Annotated in this window: 22 protein-coding genes; 14 read left to right on the forward strand and 8 right to left on the reverse strand. The window is 35.0% G+C overall.

Translation table 11 applies throughout. The annotated features are described in order from the left end of the window. The first annotated feature begins 5 nt into the window (after window positions 1–5). The 7 genes from EG348_RS07590 (at window position 6) to EG348_RS07620 (ending at window position 7,672) form a co-directional block, all read left to right on the forward strand. The gene (locus EG348_RS07590) at window positions 6–1,241 is read left to right on the forward strand and encodes an OmpP1/FadL family transporter (RefSeq protein ID WP_123982145.1); all 1,236 of its coding nucleotides are present in this window, start codon (window positions 6–8) and stop codon (window positions 1,239–1,241) included. Between the two features lie 10 nt (window positions 1,242–1,251). Next, window positions 1,252–2,790, forward strand: coding sequence for a G-D-S-L family lipolytic protein (locus tag EG348_RS07595; protein WP_123982147.1), 1,539 nt, complete (start codon window positions 1,252–1,254; stop codon window positions 2,788–2,790). An 86-nt stretch (window positions 2,791–2,876) separates the two neighbouring features. Continuing rightward, window positions 2,877–3,815, forward strand: coding sequence for a ribose-phosphate pyrophosphokinase (locus EG348_RS07600; protein ID WP_123982149.1), 939 nt, complete (start codon window positions 2,877–2,879; stop codon window positions 3,813–3,815). Between the two features lie 55 nt (window positions 3,816–3,870). Next, window positions 3,871–4,515, forward strand: coding sequence for a 50S ribosomal protein L25/general stress protein Ctc (locus EG348_RS07605; RefSeq protein ID WP_123982151.1), 645 nt, complete (start codon window positions 3,871–3,873; stop codon window positions 4,513–4,515). 160 nt (window positions 4,516–4,675) lie between these two features. Further along, window positions 4,676–5,896 (forward strand): cysteine desulfurase, encoded by a 1,221-nt coding sequence (locus tag EG348_RS07610; RefSeq protein WP_123982153.1) that lies wholly within the window; start codon window positions 4,676–4,678, stop codon window positions 5,894–5,896. 180 nt (window positions 5,897–6,076) lie between these two features. Further along, the gene (locus EG348_RS07615) at window positions 6,077–6,895 is read left to right on the forward strand and encodes a T9SS type A sorting domain-containing protein (protein WP_123982155.1); all 819 of its coding nucleotides are present in this window, start codon (window positions 6,077–6,079) and stop codon (window positions 6,893–6,895) included. 144 nt (window positions 6,896–7,039) lie between these two features. Further along, complete coding sequence (locus EG348_RS07620) at window positions 7,040–7,672, forward strand: NAD(P)H-dependent oxidoreductase (RefSeq protein ID WP_123982157.1); 633 nt, start codon at window positions 7,040–7,042, stop codon at window positions 7,670–7,672. Between the two features lie 224 nt (window positions 7,673–7,896). On the opposite strand, the gene hemE is transcribed toward EG348_RS07620, so the two are convergent. From hemE to hemA, 6 genes are read right to left on the reverse strand one after another with little or no spacing between them, the layout of a single operon-like run. Then, on the reverse strand, window positions 7,897–8,928 hold the full coding sequence (hemE, locus tag EG348_RS07625; protein WP_123982159.1) for a uroporphyrinogen decarboxylase: 1,032 nt from the start codon (window positions 8,926–8,928) through the stop codon (window positions 7,897–7,899). Between the two features lie 48 nt (window positions 8,929–8,976). Beyond that, a complete protein-coding gene (locus EG348_RS07630) occupies window positions 8,977–9,660 on the reverse strand; it encodes a uroporphyrinogen-III synthase (protein ID WP_123982161.1) in 684 nt (227 codons plus the stop codon). Then, window positions 9,660–10,316 (reverse strand): N-acetylmuramoyl-L-alanine amidase, encoded by a 657-nt coding sequence (locus EG348_RS07635; RefSeq protein ID WP_123982163.1) that lies wholly within the window; start codon window positions 10,314–10,316, stop codon window positions 9,660–9,662. The genes EG348_RS07630 and EG348_RS07635 overlap by 1 nt, the downstream gene beginning before the upstream one ends. Window positions 10,317–10,326: 10 nt before the next feature. Next, a complete protein-coding gene (locus EG348_RS07640; RefSeq protein WP_123982165.1) occupies window positions 10,327–10,908 on the reverse strand; it encodes a DUF1287 domain-containing protein in 582 nt (193 codons plus the stop codon). 26 nt (window positions 10,909–10,934) lie between these two features. Continuing rightward, window positions 10,935–11,843: a hydroxymethylbilane synthase gene (hemC, locus tag EG348_RS07645; RefSeq protein ID WP_123982167.1), complete on the reverse strand. Its 909-nt coding sequence runs from the start codon at window positions 11,841–11,843 to the stop codon at window positions 10,935–10,937. Then, window positions 11,830–13,104 (reverse strand): glutamyl-tRNA reductase, encoded by a 1,275-nt coding sequence (hemA, locus tag EG348_RS07650; RefSeq protein WP_123982170.1) that lies wholly within the window; start codon window positions 13,102–13,104, stop codon window positions 11,830–11,832. Before hemA ends, hemC begins: the two co-directional genes overlap by 14 nt. Before the next feature lie 399 nt (window positions 13,105–13,503). Here hemA and EG348_RS07655 point away from each other — a divergent pair, with 399 nt between their 5' ends. From EG348_RS07655 to EG348_RS07685, 7 genes are read left to right on the forward strand one after another with little or no spacing between them, the layout of a single operon-like run. Continuing rightward, window positions 13,504–14,529 carry a rod shape-determining protein gene (locus tag EG348_RS07655; RefSeq protein WP_054512301.1) on the forward strand — a complete coding sequence of 342 codons (1,026 nt, stop codon included), beginning with the start codon at window positions 13,504–13,506 and terminating at the stop codon, window positions 14,527–14,529. A 27-nt stretch (window positions 14,530–14,556) separates the two neighbouring features. Then, on the forward strand, window positions 14,557–15,411 hold the full coding sequence (gene mreC / locus EG348_RS07660) for a rod shape-determining protein MreC (RefSeq protein ID WP_123982171.1): 855 nt from the start codon (window positions 14,557–14,559) through the stop codon (window positions 15,409–15,411). Beyond that, window positions 15,404–15,910: a rod shape-determining protein MreD gene (locus EG348_RS07665; RefSeq protein ID WP_123982173.1), complete on the forward strand. Its 507-nt coding sequence runs from the start codon at window positions 15,404–15,406 to the stop codon at window positions 15,908–15,910. The genes mreC and EG348_RS07665 overlap by 8 nt, the downstream gene beginning before the upstream one ends. Then, window positions 15,907–17,934, forward strand: coding sequence for a peptidoglycan D,D-transpeptidase FtsI family protein (locus tag EG348_RS07670; RefSeq protein ID WP_123982175.1), 2,028 nt, complete (start codon window positions 15,907–15,909; stop codon window positions 17,932–17,934). Before EG348_RS07665 ends, EG348_RS07670 begins: the two co-directional genes overlap by 4 nt. Beyond that, complete coding sequence (gene rodA / locus EG348_RS07675) at window positions 17,934–19,163, forward strand: rod shape-determining protein RodA (protein ID WP_123982177.1); 1,230 nt, start codon at window positions 17,934–17,936, stop codon at window positions 19,161–19,163. Before EG348_RS07670 ends, rodA begins: the two co-directional genes overlap by 1 nt. A gap of 47 nt (window positions 19,164–19,210) precedes the next feature. Continuing rightward, window positions 19,211–20,782, forward strand: coding sequence for a hypothetical protein (locus tag EG348_RS07680; protein WP_123982179.1), 1,572 nt, complete (start codon window positions 19,211–19,213; stop codon window positions 20,780–20,782). A 56-nt stretch (window positions 20,783–20,838) separates the two neighbouring features. Then, a complete protein-coding gene (locus EG348_RS07685) occupies window positions 20,839–21,420 on the forward strand; it encodes a pentapeptide repeat-containing protein (protein WP_123982181.1) in 582 nt (193 codons plus the stop codon). Between the two features lie 157 nt (window positions 21,421–21,577). Here the strand turns inward: EG348_RS07685 and EG348_RS07690 are convergent, their stop codons facing one another. Together EG348_RS07690 and EG348_RS07695 are read right to left on the reverse strand one after the other, a co-directional pair. Then, window positions 21,578–22,288 (reverse strand): C40 family peptidase, encoded by a 711-nt coding sequence (locus tag EG348_RS07690; protein WP_123982184.1) that lies wholly within the window; start codon window positions 22,286–22,288, stop codon window positions 21,578–21,580. A gap of 335 nt (window positions 22,289–22,623) precedes the next feature. Continuing rightward, complete coding sequence (locus EG348_RS07695; protein WP_123982186.1) at window positions 22,624–24,819, reverse strand: glutamine synthetase III; 2,196 nt, start codon at window positions 24,817–24,819, stop codon at window positions 22,624–22,626. Window positions 24,820–24,963 lie beyond the last annotated feature (144 nt).

Consider the following 24,963-nt stretch of genomic DNA (forward strand, 5'->3'; position numbering starts at 1 on the left):
AGTCTATGAAAAAAATATTAGTATCAACTGCTTTATTGGCGGGTGTTCTATCTTACGCCGGAGGCTTCAGAGTGTCTCTGCAAGGGGTAAAGCAATTGGCAATGGCACATACTAGTGCGCATGCTGAGGATGCAAGTGTGGCATTCTTTAACCCGGCGGGTATGTCATTCATTCCTTCGAGACTGAGTATTGCAGTCGGAGGTTTTGCTGCAGGTAATAAAGTTACCTTCCAGAATACAAATACTCTGCAAAGTACAGAGACGGATAATCCTATGGGAACTCCTCTTTATGCAGCAATTGCTTATAGGCCGATTGAGAAATTATCAGTTGGTTTCAGTTTTTCTACCCCTTTCGGTAGTACGATTGAGTATCCAAGTGATTGGGAAGGAAAAGAAATGGTTCAGAGACTTGAGCTGAAGGCTTTCTATTTTCAGCCAATGATTTCATATAAATTTAATGATTGGTTTGCATTTGGTGCGAGTTATATCTATGCAAAAGGAGATGTGAAATGGGATAAGGCTATTACACAATTTGGAGGAGAGCTTAATCTTGACAGTAAAGCAAGCGGACATGGATATGGTTTTGGTTTCTATTTCAGACCAGATCCAAAGCTTGATGTAAGTGTCGCTTACCGTTCACCAGTTGATATGAAAGCTAAGAAGGGAACAGCAACTTTCAGCTTCCCGACAGCTTCTATCTATCCGTTATTAGGTCTTGATGCATCAGGAAAAGATAGTTTCTCTGCAACATTGCCTTTGGTTGAAGAGTATACTATTGGTTTGACGTATAAGATTACTCCAAAATGGTTGATTTCAGCAGATTTCAACTACCATGGATGGGAAAGATACAGTAAATTGACGTTGGATTTTGGCAATGCTCCGGTTGGAAATCAGCCATCAGATCCTACAGTTTCTGTTTCTCCTAAAAACTTTCACAACACTAAAACATTTAGGCTAGGAACTCAATATGCATTTACAGATAAGATCTTTGGTCGTCTTGGTGCTTATTATGACGAATCTCCATATACTGATGAAAACTTTATTCCTGAAACACCTTCATATAATACATATGTTGTAACAGGTGGGGTTGGATTTAAACTAAAACAATTCGGAGTTGATGTTTCTGGAGGATATGCAATGCCTCAGGCAAGAGACGTGAAAAATGCTAATCTTGGTTTCTACGGACAATCTACTGCAACAGCATTTTATGTAGGTCTAGGTTTATCTTATAATCCTTTTTAATTGAAAGACTATGAAAAAAATTATAATTTCTACAATCGCTATTTCCGCGTTACTTTTTACAACGAGTTGCGAAAATGAATTTGATACAGACGTAAAGGACATTGTTGTAAGTAAAGGTGAAGCTGATTTTACTAAGTATGTTTCTTTAGGAAACTCATTAACTTCAGGTTATAGAGACGGTGCTCTTTATATTGATGGGCAAAATGAATCTTACCCTTCAATGATTGCTCAGCAAATGAAACTTGTGGGTGGAGGAGATTTCAGACAGCCTTTAATGGCTGATAATAATGGGGGTCTTCTTCTTAATGTTGGTGTAAATGTCCAGATCGCTACTACAAAACTTTATATTGATAGCTTTATTGCAGGTGCTCCGGACATAAAAAATGCAAATAACAACGTTGCAACAACTTTAACAAATACTGTTTTAGCGGGTCCTTTCAATAATATGGGAGTTCCGGGAGCTAAAGTTTCTCATTTATTAGCTCCGGGTTACGGAAACGTTTCGGGAGTTTTAGCAAAAACGGCAAATCCTTATTTCGTAAGATTTGCATCAAGCCCAACTACTTCGGTTATTGCGGATTTTAAAGCTCAAAATCCTACATTCTTTTCTTTATGGATAGGTAATAATGATGCTTTATTATACGCTTTGGCGGGTGCTGATAGTTCAGTAGAAACTTTAACACCTCCGGCTCAGTTTGCTCAGTATTATAATGCATTGATTGCTGAGATTGCTACAACTAATGCTAAAGGGGTGATTGCAAATATTCCTAGTGTAACATCTATTCCTTCTTTAACAACAATTCCTACAAATCCTCTTACATCTGCTGTTTTAGGAAACGGAAATATTGCAGCTGGAGAAGCTAATATTGATAATTTAAATACAAACCTATACGGGCCGTTAAATCAGATCTTAACCGCATTTGGAGCTGGAGACAGAATTAAACCTCTTTCTAAAACTGCTGCAAATCCATTGCTTATTAAGGATGAAAGTTTACCTGATTTGAAAGTTCAAATCACAGCAGCGGCGGCGGCTTCAGGAAATCCTCAGTTGGTTGCTTTGGCTACTTATCTTGGGACTACTTATGGGCAGGCAAGACAGGCAAAAGCTGGAGATTTAGTACCTTTGACTACAAAATCTGAGATTGGTAAAGCAGAACCTACTGCTTTAGCTGCTCTTTCTGCAAAAGGAGTTTCTTATCCATTTGCTGATAAATATATTTTGATCCCATCAGAAATTACAGAAATCAATACAGCTATTGATGCTTATAACGTAACAATTAAAGCTGCTGCAGCTTCAAAAGGATATGCTTTTGTTGATGCTAATAAGAAAATGAATGAGCTTGGATCTCAGTCAGGAGTTTCTTGGGACGGTGTGAAATATACTGCTAAATTTGTTACAGGTGGAGCTTTCTCTTTAGACGGAGTACATCTTACGGGTAGAGGGTATGCAATTATTGCTAATGAATTTATTAAGTCAATAAACGCTACTTATAAATCTACACTGCCATGGGTAGATCCGAATAAATATTCGGGAGTGAAATTCCCTTAATAAAAAGGAAAATAAAAACATATGAACCACAAGGAGTAATTCTTGTGGTTTTTTTATAAATTTGCAAAATCTTTTAAAAAGTAAAAATGGCCGATCAGTTAAGTTATCTATTTTCTACAAGAACAAGTAAGGTCTTGGCAGAAAAAATTGCCCAACATTATGGGAAAGAATTAGGGAAAATCATCATTCAGGAGTTCAGCGATGGTGAATTTGAACCTGTGCTAGACGAATCTGTAAGAGGAGGAAGAGTTTTCCTGATTGCTTCTACATTTCCGCCGGCAGACAATCTTTTAGAGCTTCTTTTAATGATTGACGCAGCAAAAAGAGCTTCTGCTAAAAGTATTACCGTTGTACTTCCGTATTTCGGGTTGGCAAGACAAGACAGAAAAGACAAGCCAAGAGCACCTATCGGAGCTAAATTGGTGGCAAATCTTTTAACTGCTGCGGGAGCAACAAGAATCATGACGATGGATCTGCACGCGGATCAGATTCAGGGATTCTTTGAAATTCCTGTTGATCATCTGTATGCTTCTACAATTTTCGTAGATTACATCAGAGATATGAATCTTGATAATCTTACCATTGCTTCTCCGGATATGGGTGGAGCAAAAAGAGCAAAAAACTATGCCGGTCACTTAGGCGCAGATGTTGTAATTGCTTACAAAGAAAGAAAAAAAGCAAATGTAATCGAAGAAATGTTTCTTATCGGAGATGTTGTAGGGAAAAATGTTATCCTTATTGATGATATGATCGATACTGCAGGAACGCTTTGTAAAGCTGCAGACATTTTAATGGAGAAAGGAGCAAAATCTGTAAGAGCAATGGCAACTCACGGAGTGCTTTCAGGCAAAGCTTATGATAATATTGAGAACTCAAAATTATTGGAAGTTATTGTAACTGACTCAATTCCTGTAAAAAATAATTTGACAAACAAAATAAAAGTGCTATCTTGCGCCCCTCTATTTGCGGACGTTATGAAGATGGTTCATGAGCATCAATCAATTAGCAGTAAGTTTGTTATTTAATTGATAATTAGCTGTTTGCAAATTAAACTTTAAACAAATTTTTAAATTTTTATAAATGAAATCAATTACAATTCAAGGTACAAAAAGAGAAAGCGTGGGCAAAAAGTCGACAAAAGCTTTACGTGATGCTGAATTAGTTCCTTGTGTTGTTTACGGAGGTGGCGAGCCATTGAACTTCTCTGCAACAGAGAAATCGTTCAAAGGTTTGGTATATACTCCTGAAGCACACACGGTATCTATTGAAGTTGACGGGCAGACAATTCCTGCAGTTCTTCAAGATATTCAGTTCCACCCAATTACTGATAAAATTCTTCACGCGGATTTCTATCAACTATCTGCTGATAAGCCAGTTGTTATGGAAGTTCCTGTAAGAATCACTGGTCGTTCTAAAGGTGTTGTAGCTGGTGGTGTTTTACGTCAGTCTTTCAGAAAATTGAAAGTAAAAGCTATTCCTGCAAACTTGCCAGACGAGATCGTAGTAGATATTACTTCTCTTAAAATTGGTAACAAACTTTATGTTGGAACTATTAAAGCTGAAGGTTATTCTTTCGTACACCCAGACAATGCAGTTGTAGTAGCTGTTAAGATGTCTAGAAATGCAGCTAAAGGTGGTGCAGTTGCGGATGATGACGATGAAGAAGAAGTTGTAGCGGAAGTTGAAGGAGGTTCTCCTGCAACTGAAGAAGCAGCAGCTGAATAAGAAATTTCTTAATCACAATATAAGACCTGTCAATGTATTTTGGCAGGTTTTTTATTTTTAGATTAAATCTATAATCGTGTTCATTCAATTTTCTTTCGGAAAAAAAGCCGTAAATTTGAAGTGTTCTAAATAAGAGCATTTTAATTTAAAATTTTAATAAATGTTTGACATTCAAGAAATAAGAAGTCAGTTTACTATATTAAACCAGCAGGTGAACGGTAAGCCATTAGTTTACTTAGATAATGCAGCAACATCTCAAAAACCAAATTCAGTTTTAGAAGTTTGGAATAAATATTACACCGAGCTTAACGCTAATGTACATAGAGGAATTCATACATTAAGTCAGTTAGCAACAGAAGAAATGGAGCTTTCAAGAAGAAAGGTTCAGAAATTCATTAATGCTAAACATGATTTTGAAGTAATTTTTACAAAAGGAACAACAGAAGGATTAAACCTCATCGCTTATATTTTAACTCAGAAGCTTAAAAAGGATGATGAAATTATCATTTCTTACCTTGAGCATCACTCAAATATCGTTCCTTGGCAATTGCTTTGTGAAAGAACAGGCGCGAAACTTCGTGTTATTCCAATTGATGAAAATGGTATTCTCCAACTTGATTATTTGGATCAATATTTAAGCGAAAAAACGAAAGTTGTTTCTGTAAATCAGGTTTCCAATGCATTAGGAATTGTAAATCCGATTGAAGAAATCATTGCTAAAACAAGAAAAAATTCTGATGCTTATATTGTAATTGATGGAGCTCAGTCGGCTCCGCATTTCACAATCGACGTTCAGAAAATGGATTGTGATTTCTTTGTTTTTTCAGGTCATAAAATGTACGCTCCGATGGGAACAGGTATTTTATACGGAAAACAAGAGATTTTAGAAGATTTGCCGCCATTTCATGGAGGAGGAGAGATGATCGCAACATGTTCTTTTGACGGAACTACTTACGCAGGTTTACCTTTTAAATATGAAGCCGGAACTCCAAATGTAGGCGGAAATATTGCTTTGGGTGCTGCCATAGATTTTATTGGAAAAGTAGGTCAGTCAACCATTCAAAATCATGAAAATGCTTTGTTGGAATATGCTCAAAGACAATTGTTAGAGATAGAAAACCTAAAAGTCTATGGTGAAAAAGCCAACAGAACAGGTGTTGTTTCTTTTAATTTAGAAGGAACAGGAATTTCTTCTGATGTAGGGATGATTCTTGATAAAATGGGCATTGCTGTGAGAACAGGGCATCATTGTACACAACCTATTATGGATTTCTTTAATATTGCAGGAACCGTGAGAGCAAGTTTTGCCATTTACAATACTTTCGAGGAAATTGATTCTTTGGTGGAAGGGGTAAAAAAAGCACAGAGAATGCTTTCTTAAAAAAGACTTTAAATAATTTAATTAAAATACGATCACCCTTCATTTTTGAGAGGTGATTTTTTGTTTTGTAAATGTGAATTATTTCATTTATAGTTAATTATTGTTGATTTTTTTGTGGTTTTACTTTATTTTAATTAATTATTTTTATAAATTTATCATAACCTTACAAAATTAATTACCATGAAAAAAATATTACTTCCTTTAGTATTGGCTTGCGGTATGACCAATGCTCAATTGTTTTCAGAGAACTTTAATGCTGGAGCTTTACCTACAGGATGGACGGTAAACAATCCAGATACAACCTATAATTGGGCAGTCGGAACTCAATCCGGGTTCTCTTCTTTTCCAACCGGAGCCGCGTTTTTTGATGATGACGATGCCGGACCATCAAGTATAAATTCCAATGCCAGATTGGTATCACCTGTTATTAACCTTACAGCAGCTTCCAGTCCAAAACTATCCTTTAAATATGCCAATATGATCTACGATAATGATTCAACCTTGAAAGTTGAAGCATTTAACGGTACAGCGTGGGTGCAGGTTTTCAGCTTCAGTGGAAATGCTGGTGAGTGGGATATTGATTTTAATACATTTACATATGTACTTACTACTTATGAAGATGCTACGAATATTGATTTAAGCCCTTATGCTAATCCTAATTTCCAACTGAGATTTGTATATGACGATGCAGCAGATTATTCATATGGAGTAGTGGTGGACGATGTTGTTATTTCTGCAACTACTATATTGGGAACATCAGAAGTTTCGGCTTCTGATAAGGTTAAAGTATATCCAAATCCTGTAAAGGACGATCTTTTCATTAAGTCTGATGAATTAAAAAGTTCTAAAGTAAGCGTGATAGATATGTCCGGAAAAAAAGTGAAGGCTTTCGAAGGAAAATCTGAAAAATATAATCTTTCTGACTTACCAAACGGAAATTATATGATCTTAATTGATAACGGAAAAGAAATCATAACAAAGAAAATTCTTAAAAAATAACAATGTAAAGTCTTCAATTTGGAGGCTTTTTTTATACAATTAAAACTCATTTTAAATAATAGATTTTAACAATACATCAAATTTGATTTTTCGAGTCTGAGTTTATACTAATTCCAACTAATTTTGTTGCGTAAAATTTATGTAATGGAATTAATAGAAAAATTAAACTGGAGATTTGCCACCAAAGCGATGAACGGTCAAAAAGTACCTCAGGAAAAGGTAGATAAAATATTAGAAGCAGCAAGGTTAGCTCCAACTTCAAGTGGACTGCAGCCTTTCGAGATCATTGTAATTACCAATCAGGAAGTGAAAGAGCAAATAAAACCTCACGCTTGGAACCAGCCACAGATCACGGATTGTTCGCATCTTTTGGTTTTTGCAGCTTGGGATAATTATACGGAAGAAAGAATCAACAATATGTTTGATCTTACGAATGAAATCAGAGGTTTCAAAAATGAAGGTTGGGGAAACTACAGACAAATGTTGTTGGATACTTACCCTCAGAGATCTGCTGAAGAAAACTTCACTCATGCAGCAAAACAAGCTTATATTTCTTTCGGAGCGGCAATTATTGCGACAGCATTTGAAGAAGTAGATTCAACGCCGATGGAAGGTTTTTCTCCGGAAGCTGTTGATGAGGTTTTAAACTTAAAAGAAAAAGGATTGAAAAGCGTTTTATTGTTGCCGATCGGTTACAGAGAAGCAGCCAACGACTGGTTGGTGAATCTTGCCAAAGTAAGAAAACCTAAAGAAGATTTCATTACAGAGATTAACTAATTATTATATATTTTATTCATAGAAAAATCCCTTTCAGTTTTCTGAAAGGGATTTTGTTTATTTATATTTAAGTTTAAAATTTTACATAAAGTTTGTCATTCCGTAGGAATCTCGACAATGTATTTTACATAATTTTTAAAGCTAAGTTTAGATTCCTACGGAATGGCAAACATGCTGTGAAATCTGCATTATCTGAATAATCTGCGCGAGATTAAAAATTAAACTTAATTATTCGGTTTCCAATCCACAACAGCTCTAATAAAAGCTTCTGCATTTTCTACCGGAATATTAGGTAAAATTCCGTGACCAAGATTCGCAATATATCTGTCTTTTCCGAAACGGTTGATCATTTCAGTTACCATTTTTTTGATAGTTTCAGGCGTAGAATGTAATCTCGCCGGATCAAAATTCCCTTGAAGGGTCATTGTGTGATTCGTCAATGTTCTTGCTAGTTCAGGCTTGATTGTCCAGTCAACACCTAAAGCCGAAACTTTAGACATGGTCATATCTTCCAACGCGAACCAACATCCTTTTCCAAATACAACAACATGAGAAAGCGGACTTAAAGCTTCAACAATTTGATTGATATATTGCCAAGAGAATTCCTGATAATCTGCAGGAGAAAGCATTCCGCCCCAAGAATCGAAGATCTGTACGGCAGAAACACCTTTTTCTACTTTTCTTTTAAGATAAGCTATTGTAGTATCTGTGATCTTTTGAAGCAATAAATGAGCAGCTTCCGGCTGTTGGAAACAGAATGACTTAGCAATATCAAAAGCTTTACTACCTTTTCCTTCTACACAGTAGCAAAGAATCGTCCAGGGAGAACCTGCAAAACCGATCAATGGAATTTCATTGTCTAGTTTTATCAAAGTTAATTCGATCGCATCAAAAACGTATCCTAGCGTATCATTCACATCGGGAACGACAACGTTTTGTACCTGTTCCATCGTTCTGATCGGGTTGTCTAGCCACGGACCAACATTTTCCTTCATTTTAAAATCAATTCCCATCGCTTGAGGAACTACCAAAATATCAGAAAACAGAATAGCAGCATCCAAAGGAAATCTGCGGATCGGTTGTACTGTAATTTCAGAAGCTAGTTCCGGGGTTTGACATCTCGTGAAGAAATCATATTTGTCACGAAGAGCAATGAATTCCGGCAAATATCTTCCGGCTTGTCTCATCATCCAAACTGGCGGTCTTTCTACGGTTTCTCCGCGAAGTGCTTTTAAATATAGGTCGTTCTTAATCATAATTTATTAGACTATTACTGCCGTCCGTTACCTTTGGGCAATCACATTTCAAAGATTGTTTTTTACTGTTCTTCGTATTAATTCAAAGATCGATACGAGATTGTTTCCCACGGAAGTATAAATCTTCTCTTGGGTATATTTTCTAAGTTCGTTGGAAGTCGTTTCTCCGATAGAAAAAATCGTCATTCCGTCCAAAGAATTCAGTTTTGCAAAACTACGAACTCCACTTGGACTAAAAAAAACTACAGCATGATATTTTTCAGGAACTAAAGGATTAGTTTCCTCGGTATTGTAAACTGTTATTTTTTTATACTTAATGTTTTGTAACGGAAGCTCTTTATCGAGAACATCAATCGCTAAATTTCCACAAAAATGAACAAATTGCTCATGCTGACAATGACTGATGATAAATTTTGAAAGTGTTTCGGCATTTTTCAACACTTTAAAAGTTCCAAAACCGTTTTTTCTTAATTCTCTTTTGGTTTTTTCGCCAACACAATAGATTTTATTGTAATTTTTTGCAGTAAAATCTTCATTGGGTTTAAAATTATTTTTAAAAAAAGAAATTACACCGTTTACACTTGTGAAAATTAAGGAATGGTTTTTTAGGTCAAAAGAATCAATTTTAATAGGATTGGTCTTAATTACCTCAACACAATCGACCAAAATATCCTCTCCTAATTCTTTGGATATAACAGATTGGTCTATATTTTTGGTAAATAATATTTTCATTATGGTTTATCTTTAAGATGCAGATCTGTGACTAAAAGTCTTACTTTGCTCATAAAATCTTTTCCGGGATCTTCTTTTGCTGTAAAGTAATTGGGATCGGTTTCTTTCCAAAGTTTAGAATTTCTAAAGATACCATATTCTGAATGTCCTATTAAATATTCTATATTATATTTTTTAGTTAAAAATCTAATTAACTGAGCATTGGAAACTATTTGTTTTTCTGTGAGCGGTTGCTGTTTGCTTCCAATATTTTCAATACCTATTGCACAATAATTAAGTCCGATGGTATGTCTCGCAAACATATTGGGCTCCATAAGCTGATAAATTGTGCCATCTCTGTCTACAATATATTGCGAGGAAACGTTCAGGGTACTTTGTTTTTTTAAAGTATTTCTGGCGCTTTCCAGATTAGTTTTATTAAAGTATTTGTAATTCGTTTCAACCGTTCCGCCTGCTGTATAATGCAGTACAATCATTTTCGGTGAAATGGTGGGTGCATTTTGTACAATTTGATGATGGTTTTTTAGATATTCCAAACTGAGACGAATTCTTTCCTGTGAATAATTAATAGGTTTATTAATTATTTTAAACTCGCTGTTTTGTGCGTTTGCGACATTTAATATCAATAAAAATAAAATACAGATCAGTTTTCTCATGATGAATAATTTATTTAGGATATTGATAATGTCCGGTGATTGTAAATTTAAACAGGCAATCTTCTATGACCTGTCCGCCTCCTATATTATGTACAATTAAATATCTTTTTCCGTCAGCAGATTTTTTATTGACAACGATTCCGATGTGCGTTAAGTTTCCGGGTAAAATCCAAGTGACAATATCGCCGGGGACATAAAGAGCAGGATTAGTTTCAATGGATTTTTCTTTTCCGAATTTTGCAAAGAAAACTCTCAGATTAGGTACTCTTCGGTGATCGATATTGGTATCTGCTTTTTTTAATCCCCAGTTTTTTGGATATTTTGAAAAGTTTTTCGTCATATCTTCATGTACTTCTTTCTGCAGGTCAATTCCCAGTTTTCTGTACGCTCTGATGATAACATCTGTGCAGACTCCTTTATCAGAGGGAACATCACCGTTTGGATATTCGATGGGGAAATATGCAGGATCGTAGCTTACTTTATCTTTTGTTAAACCCAAAGCAGCATCAGAAAGTCGTGATGCAAATTTATTCTGTGATTTTGCAATGAAAATACAAAATAGAAAGACTAGAAAAGAGAGATACTTTTTCATGCTGCTTTTGGAAAATTTTAAATAAATTAAAACTGACCTTTAATTTCAGCCATTAATTCTCTTCCACCATTTTCTAAAACGATGTTTGCTAATTTTTTACCGAAATTCTCTTCTTCATTATATTCAAAATTCTCATCCGTTGCAATGCAGTTTTTTCCGTCTAATGAGCAAAGTGCCGCTTTGAAACGAATTTGATCTCCGAAAAATTCAGCAAAAGCTCCAATAGGGGCTGTACAGCCTCCTTCTAAAGTGCTTAAAAAGTTTCTTTCGATCTCAACACAGATTTGCGTTGTTTTATGATTGATTGTACTTAGGATCTCGTTGATCTCTTTCTTGTCAGAATGACCCGCAACAGCAATTACACCTTGTGAAGGTGCGGGAATCATTAATGGAAGCATCTCGTAATCAATGTCCATTTTCATCCTTTTAATTCCTGCTAAAGATAAAATTGTAGCATCAAAATCCTGATCTTCCAGTTTTTGAAGACGTGTCTGAATGTTTCCGCGAATATCTGAAAATTCAGCGTGAGGATAATTTCTTAACCAGAAAGCTCTTCTTCTCAAGCTGCTTGTTGCCAATTTCAACTCGTGAAACTCTTTCGTTCTGGATTCTTCTTTTCTTATTAATACATCCTGAGGAAAATCTCTTTCAAGATAAGCAATAAGTTCAATGTTTTCAGGTAACTGAGTAGGTACGTCTTTTAAAGAGTGAACCGCAATGTCGATCTCGTCATTTAATAATGCAACATCCAGATCTCTGGTAAAAACACCCGTAATTCCTAAAGAATAAAGGGGCTGATTGAGATTTTTATCGCCGGAAGAAACGATAGGTACGATGTCGGTTAAATAATTATTGTTTTGTAGGTGCCTGGCAACCTCTCTTGCCTGCCAAAGTGCAAGTGCGGAATTTCTGGTTCCGATTCTAATGCTTTTCATTGAATTCGTTGTTTGGTTGTTCAACTAATATTTCGTGCATTAATTTACTAATTTCTTCGGCTTTCCAAGGATTATCGATGATATATTTTGCAAAACGATTGGTGATTTTCTGAATCATTTTCTCAGAAAGTTCCATATCTGTGATGTTTATATATTTATTTTTTCTGTAAAAATTATGCATCTCGTTGCGTTCCATGTTTTTAAGAACGGCTTTGAAATGGTGAATATTTGGTGCTAATTTTCTCTTTTTTTCCCACTCAAGAAACTCTTTTGCTAATTCTTTAATGATAATTTCAGCTTTTGGAATCTCTTTTTCTCTCTGTTGAATAGTTGCCTGAATCTGCTTTGAAAGCTCATCAACGTCAATTAGCGTTACATTTTCATTCGTAGTAACATCTTTATCTACGTTGTAAGGAATGGAAAGGTCAATAATTAATGTTTCTTTTCCGTTCGGGAAGTGAGAAGCATTGATAATAGGTTTTTTGGCTCCGGTAGCAACAATAAGGATGTCTGTATTTTTCAGCTCGTTGTCAAATTCAGAATAGTCAACATGAGGAATGTTATATTTTTCAGATATCTTTTCAGCTTTTTCCTGAGTTCTGTTTGCGATTTTTATTTTGGGCTGATAAACATGTTTTACAAGATTTTCAACCGTGTTTTGCCCGATCTCTCCAACGCCAAGTAAAAGAATGTTTTTCTCGGTAATTCTTTTCTGGCTGTTTAAAATATAATGAACGGCAGCATAAGAAACGGAAGCGGCTCCATTGGAGATTCCTGTTTCATTTTTAATTCTTTTTGAAATCTGAATGGCAGAGTTAATGGCTCTTTCCAGATAAGGATTAGAATTTTGTCTTTCTTTCTTAAAACGGTTGTATGCTTTTTTGATCTGTCCGATGATCTCGAAATCACCGATGATCTGGCTTTCCAATCCGGCTGCCACTCTAAACAAATGCGTCAAAGCTTCTTCTTTGGTCAGAATATTAGCAAACTGAAGGAAATCTGTGATGTTTACTCCGATGGTTTTACAATATTCTTCGGCTACCAGAAGGTAATTGGGAGAAGTAGTGTAAATTTCGGTTCTGTTACAGGTAGAAACCACAAAGGCATCGCCTAAATTTTCGTCGTGAATTCGAGCGACAAAATTTTTAATATTTTCATCAAAAAATGCAAATTTCCCTCGCGTTTCTCCATCAGCCTTTTCATAGCTTATAGAAAGAACAGCAAAATTTGAAGTTTGATTGATATTGGAATATTGTAACATAAGCGTTGCAAATTTAAGGCTTTTTTTATTAACCGCTTTCTGATAATGTATATGATAATTATCGTAAAAAACTATTTTGGTATACTTCTAAATAAGCTTTTAATTAATATGGAAAATTTAAATTCAGATTTTTATTCCAAAATAATTTCAGAGTGTAATTTGATGATTTTTTATAAGCTAATTTGCCATTTTGTTATCAAAAAGCTTCCTATTTTCGCCTTCCTTCTTCTATCTAAAAGTATCTTAAATCTTATTTAACTCAAAGTCTGTAATTAATTAATGCAAAAGTTAATAGAATATTGAAAAATTTAATAAAATTTTAACCAAATTATATGCTCGTGGAATTTCGTTAGTGATGTTAAATTTATATCTTTGTATTCTTAAAATCAGAAGAAAAATATGAGTTTATTCGATATGTTTACGCAAGAAATTGCGATAGACCTAGGAACTGCCAACACGCTTATCATCCATAATAATAAAATTGTTATAGATCAGCCATCAATTGTTGCAATTGAGCGTTCTACCGGTAAACCGATCGCGGTGGGTGAACAGGCAAAGCATATGCAGGGAAAAACTCATGAAGATATTAAGACGATCCGTCCATTGAAAGACGGTGTAATTGCAGACTTCCATGCTTCTGAGCACATGATCAAGGAGTTTATCAAAAAAATTCCCGGGATCAAAGGAAGATTTATTCAGCCGGCTTTAAGAATAGTTATCTGTATTCCGTCAGGAATTACGGAGGTTGAAAAAAGAGCGGTAAGAGATTCTGCACAAAAAGTAAATGCAAAAGAAGTAAGGTTGATCTATGAACCAATGGCAGCTGCAATAGGAGTTGGTATTGATGTTCAGAAACCTGAAGGAAATATGATCATCGACATAGGTGGCGGTACTACAGAAATTGCTGTGGTAGCTTTAGGAGGTATTGTTTGTGATAAATCTGTGAAAATTGCAGGTGATGTATTTACAAATGATATTGCTTATTTCCTAAGAACGCACCATAATCTTTACATCGGAGAAAGAACAGCTGAAAGAGTGAAAATTGAAGTTGGTTCTGCTGTTGAAGATCTTGATGTTGACATTGAAGATATCCCGGTACAAGGTAGAGACCTTATCACGGGTAAGCCAAAAGAAATTATGGTTGGCTATAAAGAAATTGCTCGTGCACTAGACAAATCGATCATAAGAATTGAAGATTCTGTAATGGAAACTCTTTCTCTAACACCTCCGGAATTGGCAGCCGATATCTATAAAACAGGTATTTATCTTGCTGGTGGTGGTGCTTTATTGAGAGGTTTGGCAGACAGACTGCACAAAAAAACGGGTCTTCCTGTTTTCGTGGCAGAAGATCCGTTAAGAGCTGTAGTTCGCGGAACGGGTATTGCGCTTAAGAATATGGATAAATTCAATTTCTTAATTAAATAATTTTAACTTTTACGACACTTTATCTGAATGGGATTTTTGCTGAGATTATTTTCGAAGAACTCTCTTTTTGTCTTCTTTATTTTCTTGCAAATCATTGCTCTGGTTCTGATATTCTCTAAGAATGCCATGCAGAGATCCTGGGTTGCAGGCCAATCGGCAGCGCTAAACTCTAGGGTTTCCGGATATATTGATGAGGGAGTTACTTATCTTAAGTTAAAACAGGTCAATGAAGATCTTGTAGCTCAAAATAAGGCTTTGATGGTGGAACTCTATGGAAAAGAGGGCGCCAAAAACCCTGTATTCAGAAAAGTACATGATACTTTAGGAGGGGGACAGATCTATACATTTGTAGACGGAGAGATCGTTTTCAACAGTATTAATAGAAGAAACAATTATTTTACCATTAACCGTGGTAGAAGAGACGGCGTATATCCTCAAATGGGAGTTATGGCTCCGAGAGGTGTTGCGGGGATCGTTATTAACTCTACAGATAGTTACGCATTGGTTCAGTCGGTATTAAGTGTAAATACGATCAGAATTAATGCCGCTCTTAAAAACTCAGGATATTTTGGAACATTAACTTGGAATGGAGATAACTCCAGAGTAATGCACTTGGCAGACATTCCGAAATATGTTGCTTTGAAAATCGGAGACAGCGTTGTTACAGACGGTAAGTCGGCGATTTTCCCTAAAGGAGTGATGATCGGTACAATTGCGGGTTACTCCGTTGATAATAAAACAGGTTTTTGGGATATTTCGGTTGAGCTTAGTGAAAAAATGGGCGCTCTGAATAAGATCTATGTTGTAAAAAACCTAAAGAAAGCTGAAGTACAAAAGATTCAGGATACAATGCAAGCTGTAATAAAAAAGGAAAATGATTAGCAGGACTTTATTTACGGACATATTAATCATGATATTTCTTGTTGCATTACAGATCTTTGTACTGAACAGGATAATTATTTTCGGAAAATATACTCCGGTATTATACCCTGTGTTCGTTATGTTTTATCCTTTTTTCAGAAATAAATATCAGTTTTTAGCTTTAAGTTTTTTAATTGGGCTTTCTGTTGATGCATTCTTGTCCACATGGGGGATCAATGCATTTGCAACAACCTTGATCGCCTATTACAGAACTTTGATTTTCAGGACATCTACAGATACATCTACAGACTTTTTCTCTTTTCAGTCCCTTCAATGGGCACAGTTTTTAGTGTTTCTGTTTTCAAGTATATTCTTGCACCAACTTTTCGTACAATATATTGAATTCTTTAAGTTTAGCAGAATTTTTGAAATATTACTTAATGTGTTGGTAACAAGCATAATTTCATTTATATTTATCGTTATTTACGCATTAATATTTAAAATCAAACAAAAAGTTTGAACACACGTTATTTAAAAATCTTTTCCGCCCTAGCAATCATCGCTCTAATATTTGTAGCGCGACTTGCCTATTTGCAGTTGTTTACTGACCGCTACGCACTTAACGCGGCCAATACTTCCATTAAAACGGAGTACGTTATTCCTCAACGAGGCGTAATTTTTGACAGAAACGGTAAGATCATGGTGGGCAACCAGCCTGCTTATGAGATTTCGTTTACTCAAGCCTTAATGAAACCTGATTTTGATACTTTGGCTTTCTGTAACTTAATGAAGATTAGTAAACCTGATTTCATTAAGAGAATTAATATCATTAAAAAAGAAAAATATTACTCCAAGCTGACTCCAATGACTTTTTTGAAGGATCTCAGCAGAGAAGATATTGCCAGAGTACAGGAGATTATATTTAAATATCCCGCATTCAGTATTGTGTCAAGACCTCAGCGTCAGTACGAAGTTTCTACTTCCGGAAACCTTTTGGGGTACACAAGTGAGGTAAACGAAAGAGATATTAAAAAAGATTCTACGTATTATTTACCTGGAGATTTTGTAGGAAAATCCGGAGTTGAAAAATCTTATGAAAAAGAACTTCGTGGAATAAAGGGAATTAAATATATTCAGAAGGATATCAGACTCAGAAATATTGGTTCTTACAAAGATGGAACTTTAGATAAAGATGTAGTAACAGGTAAAGATATTACGCTTACCATTGATTATGACCTTCAAAGAATGGCCGAAGAAATGCTTGTGAATAAACACGGAGCAATTGTTGCCATTGATCCAAATAACGGCGAAATTTTAACCTTAGCAACCGGACCGGATATCGATCCGAATGTATTTACGGGACCCAATAAGTCTAAAAATTTATACGCATTATCAAAAGATACAATCTACGAAAATAAACCAACTTTTGACAGATCACTTCAGGCGGCATATCCACCAGGTTCAACTTTCAAATTGCTGACCGCTCTTGCCGGAATGCAGATGGGAGTAATGGATGAAAACACTATTTTCCCGTGTGGAGGAGGCTTTAATTACAGAGGGTTGAGAATTAAAGGTCACGGTGGCGCAGACCCGCTGATTCCTTCAATACAGATTTCAAGTAACTGTTATTTTTCATACGCTTATTTAGCTATTATGAATAAATATCCGGGAAATCCTTCAAAAGGTGTTGATGAATGGAAAAAGATTCTGAATAGCTTTGGTGTAGGAGAATTCTTAAACAATGACTTGGCGGTTGGAGCTAAAGGCAGAATTCCTTCCGGTGAATTTTATGAAAAAAGAATGCAGTCCATTTATAAAGCGAGTGGTGCCAAAAAAGATCCTAAAAACTGGGATGCTTTGGCTACCGGAGCTGTTTTCAACGGAATGGGGCAGGGAGATGTTCTGGTAACACCTTTACAATTGGCCAATTATGTTGGTGCTATTGCCAATAAAGGCTGGTATTATACTCCTCATATCGTAAAAGCAATTGATGGAAAGCCAAATCCAGATAAAAGATTTAAAACTAAACATAAAACACTTGTTGACCCAAAACATTTTGAGCCTGTTCTAAAAGGTATGGAGGCTGTAGTTCTAAGAGGAACAGCAAGAGGGTTAAAATCAAACGACTTTACGCAATTAGCAAAAACAGGTACCGCACAGGTTCCTCAGGGAAAAGATAACTCGATTTTCGTGTTGATCGCTCCGGCTGATAAACCTAAAATTGTTGTTGTTGCCGTAATGGAGCACGCTGGTTTTGGGGCAACATGGGCTGGTCCGGCTTGTACCGTAATTGCAGAAAAATATATTACCGGAGATGTAAAGAGAGAAAATCTTTACAAAAAGATGACCACTTCAAGCTTCATGCCTGAATATAAAAGACAGTGGATTGCAGATTTAAAACGTAAAGGATTATATGTAGATCCGAAACCGGATTCTGTAAAATTGAAAAAAATTCAGGATAGCCTTAATTTTATTAAGGAACAGAAAGCAAAACTGCAGAAAAAGATAGACGAGGAAACCAAAAACATCAAAACCACGAAGTAATGAAATGGACAGAGGGAATAGATAAATTAGGTCTTGGTTTATACTTCATGCTTTGTATTTTTGCCATCGCGAATATTTACAGTGTTGACCAGAAATTAGGCGAAAAACAATTGGTTTTCTTCGGTATTTCGGTTTTTGTAGGGCTTATCATCTTTGTCGGAAGAAGTAAGTTTTTCGAAAACATGGCGGGTATTTTTTATATCGGCGGTGTTTTATTACTTATTGGTCTTTTCCCGTTTGGTAAAGAGATTTTAGGGCAGAAAAACTGGTATAAATTCGGAAGTTTTACCATGCAGCCTGTAGAGTTTGCAAAGATTGGGACGGCGCTTATGGTAGCCAATTATGTTTCCGGACCTGATTTTAATTTAAGTAATAGAAGGTCTCTTTTAACGATATTAGGTATTATCGCTATTCCAGCAGTTGTTGTTTTGGCGATTCCCGATGTGGGATCCTTGTTGGTTTTTACAGCATTTTTCATTGCTTTATACAGAGAAGGATTAAGCGGTTTACTTTTCGGAATCGGATTTCTTTTTGCAGGAGTTTTCTTAGTATCCTTAGCGATAAACCCTATTTATGTTGTCATAGTTATCCTAGTGATTGTAGCAGGTTGGATTGCCATGAACTATTATAAAATGTCTTGGAACGTAATTTCCATTGCGAGTATTGTGGGATCTGTCGTTTTATTATGTGGGTTGGCTTTTGGCTCACCGTATATTTTAGAAAAACTGCCAAAACACCAAAGAGAAAGAATTGAAGTTCTTTTTAAAGGTGAAAAAGCATTTAGAGATACTTCAGGTTATAACTTATTATATTCTAAAACAGCGATCGGCTCGGGAGGAATCTTAGGTAAAGGGTATCGCGAAGGTTCTGTTACCCAAGGAAAGTTCGTTCCCGAACAGGAAACTGATTATATTTTCTGTACCGTAGGTGAAGAATGGGGCTTTGTAGGAAGTGCGGTTCTTGTACTTTGCTACATGGTTTATATTGGCAGGATTTATTATCTCGCAGAACAGCAGAAATCAGTATTTAACCGTGTTTTCGGGTATTGTTTTGCCTCGATCCTTTTGATGCACTTTACGATCAATTTAGGGATGGTTATGGGGCTTTTTCCGACTGTTGGGATTCCGTTGCCGTACTTTAGTTATGGGGGAAGTTCGCTTTTAGCCTTTTCTATCATGACTTTTATTTTCTTTAAATTAAATTATGCTGATAAAAACAGCTTAGTTTAGTTCTAAGTATTTGGAATAAATTATATTTGTGGTAAAATTATTTTACCATGAAAAAAAGATATTTATTTTTTGCGATAATTCAATATTTGGGATTATCTGCACAATCTGTTGCTATTCTTCCTAATACTGATAATTACGATTCAAATGGAATAGTTTATAACAACTCTTTATTTTTTTCTAAAAATAATAAACTATCAAAATTTGATGGTGCATCTGTAACAATTCTTCCGGATCCTTCTTATGATAATCAGTCTATTAATGGAAAAATTACAGGGAGCATGGTCATTTATGATAATAAATTATGCTATAATTATGATTATAAATATCTTTATAATACAGCACCGTTAGAATATAGAACTAAGGATTTTATTGTTACCTACGATGGAACAACACAAACAGCCTTTTGGAACTCAGCTGCAAGTTATTCTGCAGGAGGAATATCTATTGATGATAACGGAAAAGAATATGAACCTGTTTTATTTAATAATAAACTCGTTTTTAAAGGTTATTATTATGGAGCATCCAATTTATATACATTTGACGGGCAAAACATTGTTAAAATCAATAATCAAAATAATTATAACTCGATGTACAACAGGTTGATGTTAGGTGATTGGGCTTTAGTTTATGATAATATCCTTTACTTCGGTTATCAAGGAGAAAATACTAGTTTTGATGGATTTGGGAAATTTGATGGAACAAGTATTACTAAACTTACAGGTAATGATAGAGAATATCGAGGAGGTATTTTTAGTCTTAATAATGCTCTATATTTTAATATACTTTTTCTAAGCATCCCTACAGAATACACAATTGGAAACTATAATGCTACAACTAATGTAGTCTCAAAAGCGATCTCTCTTCAGAGACCAACAGGTTTTTATAAACCTTTAATTATCAACTCTAAAGCCTATACTAGTGTTAATGACGGAAAATTAGGAATTTTTGACGGAACTACTCTTAATGAAATAAATAAGATTAATACAAACGATATAGGAATTGCAGGAAGATTAAAATTATTTGGGAATGATATTTTTTTCCAATACAAAAATAATAGTAATCAATATTTTCTTGGCAAATATACACAGACAAATACTTCTTTATCTTTAATTCCTAATCCTTCGACCAGTGATATAGGAATCGGAAGTAGTCTAGTAGAATTTAATGCAGAGCTTTATTTCATTTATAAAACATCTGCTTCTTCACCTGCTTATCTGGCAAAATATAATGGTACAAATATTACAGTACTTCCAAATCCGGATAGTGGAGCTGGTGTTCAGGATTCTAAATTTGTAGTATATGGTAATGACCTTTATTTTCCGTATAAAAACTCCGCAGGAATAATTGTTATGGCTAAATATGGAACTACGGTCTTAAGTACTCAAGAGGTGGCTAAAAATACAGATGTTTCTATATACAAAGATAACAAAGGCTTTACTGTAATTTCAAAATCTAAAGATATTGACAAAATAGAAATATTGGACAGCTCAGGAAGAATTATTTCTAATACTAAACCTCAGTCAAAAAAATACTATTTTGAGATTGAAAGTGCAGGAATTTATATGGTAAAGGCTGTTCTTAAAGGTGGAGAAACTACAGTATTAAAAATTCGAAACTAAAATAACATTAACCATTGATCTTTGATGGTTAAAAACATTTAAATTTTACTTTCTTTATGAAAGAAGCATACATTCTTGACCAAAATTTCAAAAACATAGATTTTGGAAAGTCTTCATTGGAAAAAGGTGAATATGAAAACTGTACTTTCCTTAATTGTAATTTTGAATATGCAAATCTCTCCGAATTTAAATTTACCGACTGTGAGTTTATCGGTTGTAATTTAAGCGTGGCAAAGCTTTCCAATACTGCTTTCCGCGATGTGATTTTCAAAGGATGTAAAATGTTCGGGCTTCAGTTTAGTGATTGTAATGAATTTGGATTATCATTTAAGTTTGATGAATGCTCTCTGAATAATTCCACATTTTATAAAACAACAATTAAAAAGACCTCTTTCAAAAATTCAAAGCTTATTGAGGTTGATTTTGAAGAATGTGATCTTTCAAATTCAGTATTTACAAACTGTGATCTTGCAGGCGCTATATTCGTGAATACAAACCTTGAAAAAACAGATTTCAGGACTTCCATCAACTATTCCATAGATCCGAATATTAACAAGCTTAAAAAGGCTAAATTCTCACTTTCTGAGGTGCATGGTCTGTTATATAAGCTTGACATAGAAATAGAGAAAAACAGTTAGTTTTAGAGGTTAGATACTAGAAATTAGAACTTAGAACCAGAGATATTAAAATTTCCCTTCTCTGAAAGCATAGATTTCAAATTAACAAAAACCTCATCAACAATAAAAAAGCCATCAAAATTTTGATGGCTTCATTATTTAAATCAATTATTTAAAATTAAAAACTTGTTGCGGTTGTCGCTGTTGTTGCAGCTAGGTTGTTGTAAGCTTCTCCGTTTTCGTTGATCACTCTTTTTGCGAATCTGAATTTAGGTCCCCAATAAGAATCATTAAGAGAAGATATCATAACACCTCTTGAAGTGGCTGCATGGATGAATTTGATTTCACCTTCTTCAGAAACACTTTCTACAATACCTACGTGAGAAATTCTTCTGCCGTGAGAAAAGAAAATCAAATCTCCTTTCTGTAAGTTTTCTTTCTCGATTTTTTCTCCTTCCTGAGCCTGAGAAGCTGCTACTCTTGGTAAGCTAAGCCCTGCTGCTGCTCCGAATACAGAAAGCACAAAAGCTGAACAATCTATACCGTTTCTTGTCATTCCTCCGTATCTGTAAGGAGTTCCTAGGTATGTTTCAGCTTCCGTTAGGATATTGTCTATTGTTTTATTGTATTTAACTACCTTAGCAATGCCTGCATTTTTAATAGAATTTTTTGCATTTGCTATAGATGCCGCTTTTTCTGCCAGAAATGAATTGATAAGTCTTTGCTTATCCTGCTCCATTTTGTTGGTATCGATTGAAGCTAGTTTGGCATCTGTTTTGTATTCTTTAGAGTAAGTTGCTGGTTTTGAAACTACATAATTTGTAACGCAAGATTGTAGTGAGACTGTAGAAACTAAAGCTACTAAATAAGACAAAACTCTTTTCTTCATATACATATTTATTACCGTGTTAAAGGGATATTTATTTCAAAAGCCTTACAAAAGTAGAGATTCCATGCAAAAGGAGCCCGATATGATTATTATCAGGTTCTTCATTTAACACATTTTAACATATTGTTGAAGTATGTTAAAGAAAAACAAACCGCTACGTCCCATTTTTGGTGAGTGTGCGGTTTTTTTTATTAAGATTCTTTAACATAATAATTGATATTTCCTCTATTAATCATAGTTGAGTTTTTAAAACTCCAATTTTCAGACTGTTAACAAAACAAAAAAACTCCCCGGAAAAAACCGAGGAGTTTAACTAATATGGAACTTTACAGATGTTATCTTGTAAATAACATTTCTCTATATTTCGTCATTGGCCAAAGCTCGTCATCAACCATCATTTCAAGATCATCAGAAGCTTCTCTGATCGGATCAAATAATGGGATTACGTTTTTGCAGTAAGTTTCTGCTTGTTTTTGGCTGTCAGACGTTGCTTTTGCAGCTTCTCTTGCTTTCATAAGATCCTCAACACCTAATTTGATCTTAGAAATGTTTTCAGAAATTTGAGTAATTAAACTCATTTGCTCTTTTGCTAATTTTTTGAATTCTTTGTCTTCAAAAATTTCTTTAAGACCTTTTACGTTCTCAATTAATCTGTTTTGATAATTTAAAGCAGAAGGAATGATGTGGTTTCTTGCTATATCACTTAAAACTCTTGCTTCAATATCAATAACGGTAGAATATTTTTCTAATTTGATCTCGTTTCTTGCCTCAACTTCTCTGTGAGTGAAAATTCCCATTTCCTCATAAAGATCTACAAACTTCTGATCCATTTCCTGCTTAAGAGCTTCCGGAGTGGTTTTTAAGTTGTTAAGACCTCTTTTCTCAGCTTCTTTTGCCCAGTCATCAGAATATCCATCACCTTCAAACATGATGTTTTTACACTGCTTGATGTATTCTCTTAATACGTTGAAAATAGCTTCATCTTTCTTAAGGCCAGTTTCTATTAAAGCATCAACTTCTTTTTTGAAATCACCTAATTGTTTTGCAGCAATCGTGTTCATTACGGTCATAGATTCTGCACAGTTTGCAGAAGAACCTACCGCTCTGATCTCAAATTTATTTCCTGTAAATGCAAATGGAGACGTTCTGTTTCTGTCAGTGTTATCTAACAAGATTTCAGGAATTTTTCCAACTACATTTAGTTTTAGGTCTGTTTTTTCGTCCGGAGAAAGTTTACCTTCTGTTACTTTTTCCAATTCTTCCAATACTCTGAACAACTGGCTTCCGATAAATACAGATATAATTGCCGGTGGAGCTTCGTTTGCGCCTAATCTGTGGTCGTTGCTTGCAGAAGCGATACTTGCTCTTAAAAGATCAGCATATTCATGAACTGCTTTAATAGCATTAACGAAGAATGTTAAGAACTGTAAGTTTTTCTTAGGATTTTTTCCTGGGCTTAATAGGTTTTCACCTGTATCAGTAGCTAAAGACCAGTTGTTGTGCTTTCCGCTTCCGTTTACCCCTGCGAATGGTTTTTCGTGGAATAAAATATGGAAATGGTGTCTGTGAGCAATTCTTGCCATAACATCCATCAATAAAGAGTTGTGGTCTACTGCAACGTTTACTTCTTCAAACATTGGAGCCAGCTCAAATTGGTTTGGCGCAACCTCGTTGTGTCTTGTTGTTACAGGAATACCCAATTTCATACATTCGATCTCCAATTCTTTCATGAAGTTCATTACTCTTGTAGGAATTGAACCGAAATAATGGTCGTCCAATTGCTGTCCTTTTGCTGGAGAGTGTCCTAGCAAAGTTTTTCCTGTTAATACAAGGTCCGGACGAGATTGGTATAATGCAGAGTCAACCAAGAAATATTCTTGCTCCCAACCTAAAGTAGGAGTTACTTTTGTTACGTTTTTGTCGAAATACTGCATTACGTTTGTTGCAGCTTCATCTACAGCATTCAAAGCTCTTAAAAGAGGTGCTTTATAATCTAAAGTTTCTCCTGTATAAGAGATGAAGATTGAAGGGATACAAAGAGTGGTTCCCATAATGAAAGCAGGAGATGTAGGATCCCAAGCAGTATATCCTCTAGCTTCGAAAGTATTTCTGATCCCTCCGTTCGGGAAAGAAGATGCATCAGGCTCTTGCTGGATCAATAAGTTTCCACTGAATCTCTCGATTGCTCTTCCACCTTCGATCGGCGTAAAGAAAGAATCGTGCTTTTCTGCAGTACTTCCTGTTAAAGGCTGGAACCAGTGTGTGTAGTGAGTTACTCCTTTGCTCATTGCCCAATCTTTCATAGCTACTGCTACCTGATCTGCAATTAATCTTTGGATTTTAGTTCCTTTTTTAATAGCATCCATAATAGATTGGAATGCTTCTTTTGTTAAATATTCTCTCATTGTGTTTTCAGAGAATACATTTTCACAAAATAATTCTGATAATTTAGCAGGGATTTCTACTGAGTTATCTTTTCTAAAGTCCTTGAATGGTAATGTTTCTAATGCTTTAAATCTTAAAGTTGACATATTAAGGTTGTATTTTGTGGGGCAAATTTACAAAAAAAATGCATTCAAAATATTTTTACCCTGATTTTTTTAGGGGTGTCTGTTAAATTTATTAAAATTTAAACAATAATTTAATTTTTTAACCTCATCAAATTCTTATTATGT

Source organism: Chryseobacterium sp. G0201 (assembly GCF_003815655.1).
Lineage (GTDB): Bacteria > Bacteroidota > Bacteroidia > Flavobacteriales > Weeksellaceae > Chryseobacterium.

Excerpts from the sequence above, each read along its gene's own strand:
- EG348_RS07590 (WP_123982145.1), top strand. The coding sequence starts at position 6 with ATGAAAAAAATATTAGTATCAACTGCTTTATTGGCGGGTGTTCTATCT.
- EG348_RS07595 (WP_123982147.1), top strand. The coding sequence starts at position 1,252 with ATGAAAAAAATTATAATTTCTACAATCGCTATTTCCGCGTTACTTTTT.
- EG348_RS07600 (WP_123982149.1), top strand. The coding sequence starts at position 2,877 with ATGGCCGATCAGTTAAGTTATCTATTTTCTACAAGAACAAGTAAGGTC.
- EG348_RS07605 (WP_123982151.1), top strand. The coding sequence starts at position 3,871 with ATGAAATCAATTACAATTCAAGGTACAAAAAGAGAAAGCGTGGGCAAA.
- EG348_RS07610 (WP_123982153.1), top strand. The coding sequence starts at position 4,676 with ATGTTTGACATTCAAGAAATAAGAAGTCAGTTTACTATATTAAACCAG.
- EG348_RS07615 (WP_123982155.1), top strand. The coding sequence starts at position 6,077 with ATGAAAAAAATATTACTTCCTTTAGTATTGGCTTGCGGTATGACCAAT.
- EG348_RS07620 (WP_123982157.1), top strand. The coding sequence starts at position 7,040 with ATGGAATTAATAGAAAAATTAAACTGGAGATTTGCCACCAAAGCGATG.
- hemE (WP_123982159.1), bottom strand. The coding sequence starts at position 8,928 with ATGATTAAGAACGACCTATATTTAAAAGCACTTCGCGGAGAAACCGTA.
- EG348_RS07630 (WP_123982161.1), bottom strand. The coding sequence starts at position 9,660 with ATGAAAATATTATTTACCAAAAATATAGACCAATCTGTTATATCCAAA.
- EG348_RS07635 (WP_123982163.1), bottom strand. The coding sequence starts at position 10,316 with ATGAGAAAACTGATCTGTATTTTATTTTTATTGATATTAAATGTCGCA.
- EG348_RS07640 (WP_123982165.1), bottom strand. The coding sequence starts at position 10,908 with ATGAAAAAGTATCTCTCTTTTCTAGTCTTTCTATTTTGTATTTTCATT.
- hemC (WP_123982167.1), bottom strand. The coding sequence starts at position 11,843 with ATGAAAAGCATTAGAATCGGAACCAGAAATTCCGCACTTGCACTTTGG.
- hemA (WP_123982170.1), bottom strand. The coding sequence starts at position 13,104 with ATGTTACAATATTCCAATATCAATCAAACTTCAAATTTTGCTGTTCTT.
- EG348_RS07655 (WP_054512301.1), top strand. The coding sequence starts at position 13,504 with ATGAGTTTATTCGATATGTTTACGCAAGAAATTGCGATAGACCTAGGA.
- mreC (WP_123982171.1), top strand. The coding sequence starts at position 14,557 with ATGGGATTTTTGCTGAGATTATTTTCGAAGAACTCTCTTTTTGTCTTC.
- EG348_RS07665 (WP_123982173.1), top strand. The coding sequence starts at position 15,404 with ATGATTAGCAGGACTTTATTTACGGACATATTAATCATGATATTTCTT.
- rodA (WP_123982177.1), top strand. The coding sequence starts at position 17,934 with ATGAAATGGACAGAGGGAATAGATAAATTAGGTCTTGGTTTATACTTC.
- EG348_RS07680 (WP_123982179.1), top strand. The coding sequence starts at position 19,211 with ATGAAAAAAAGATATTTATTTTTTGCGATAATTCAATATTTGGGATTA.
- EG348_RS07685 (WP_123982181.1), top strand. The coding sequence starts at position 20,839 with ATGAAAGAAGCATACATTCTTGACCAAAATTTCAAAAACATAGATTTT.
- EG348_RS07690 (WP_123982184.1), bottom strand. The coding sequence starts at position 22,288 with ATGAAGAAAAGAGTTTTGTCTTATTTAGTAGCTTTAGTTTCTACAGTC.
- EG348_RS07695 (WP_123982186.1), bottom strand. The coding sequence starts at position 24,819 with ATGTCAACTTTAAGATTTAAAGCATTAGAAACATTACCATTCAAGGAC.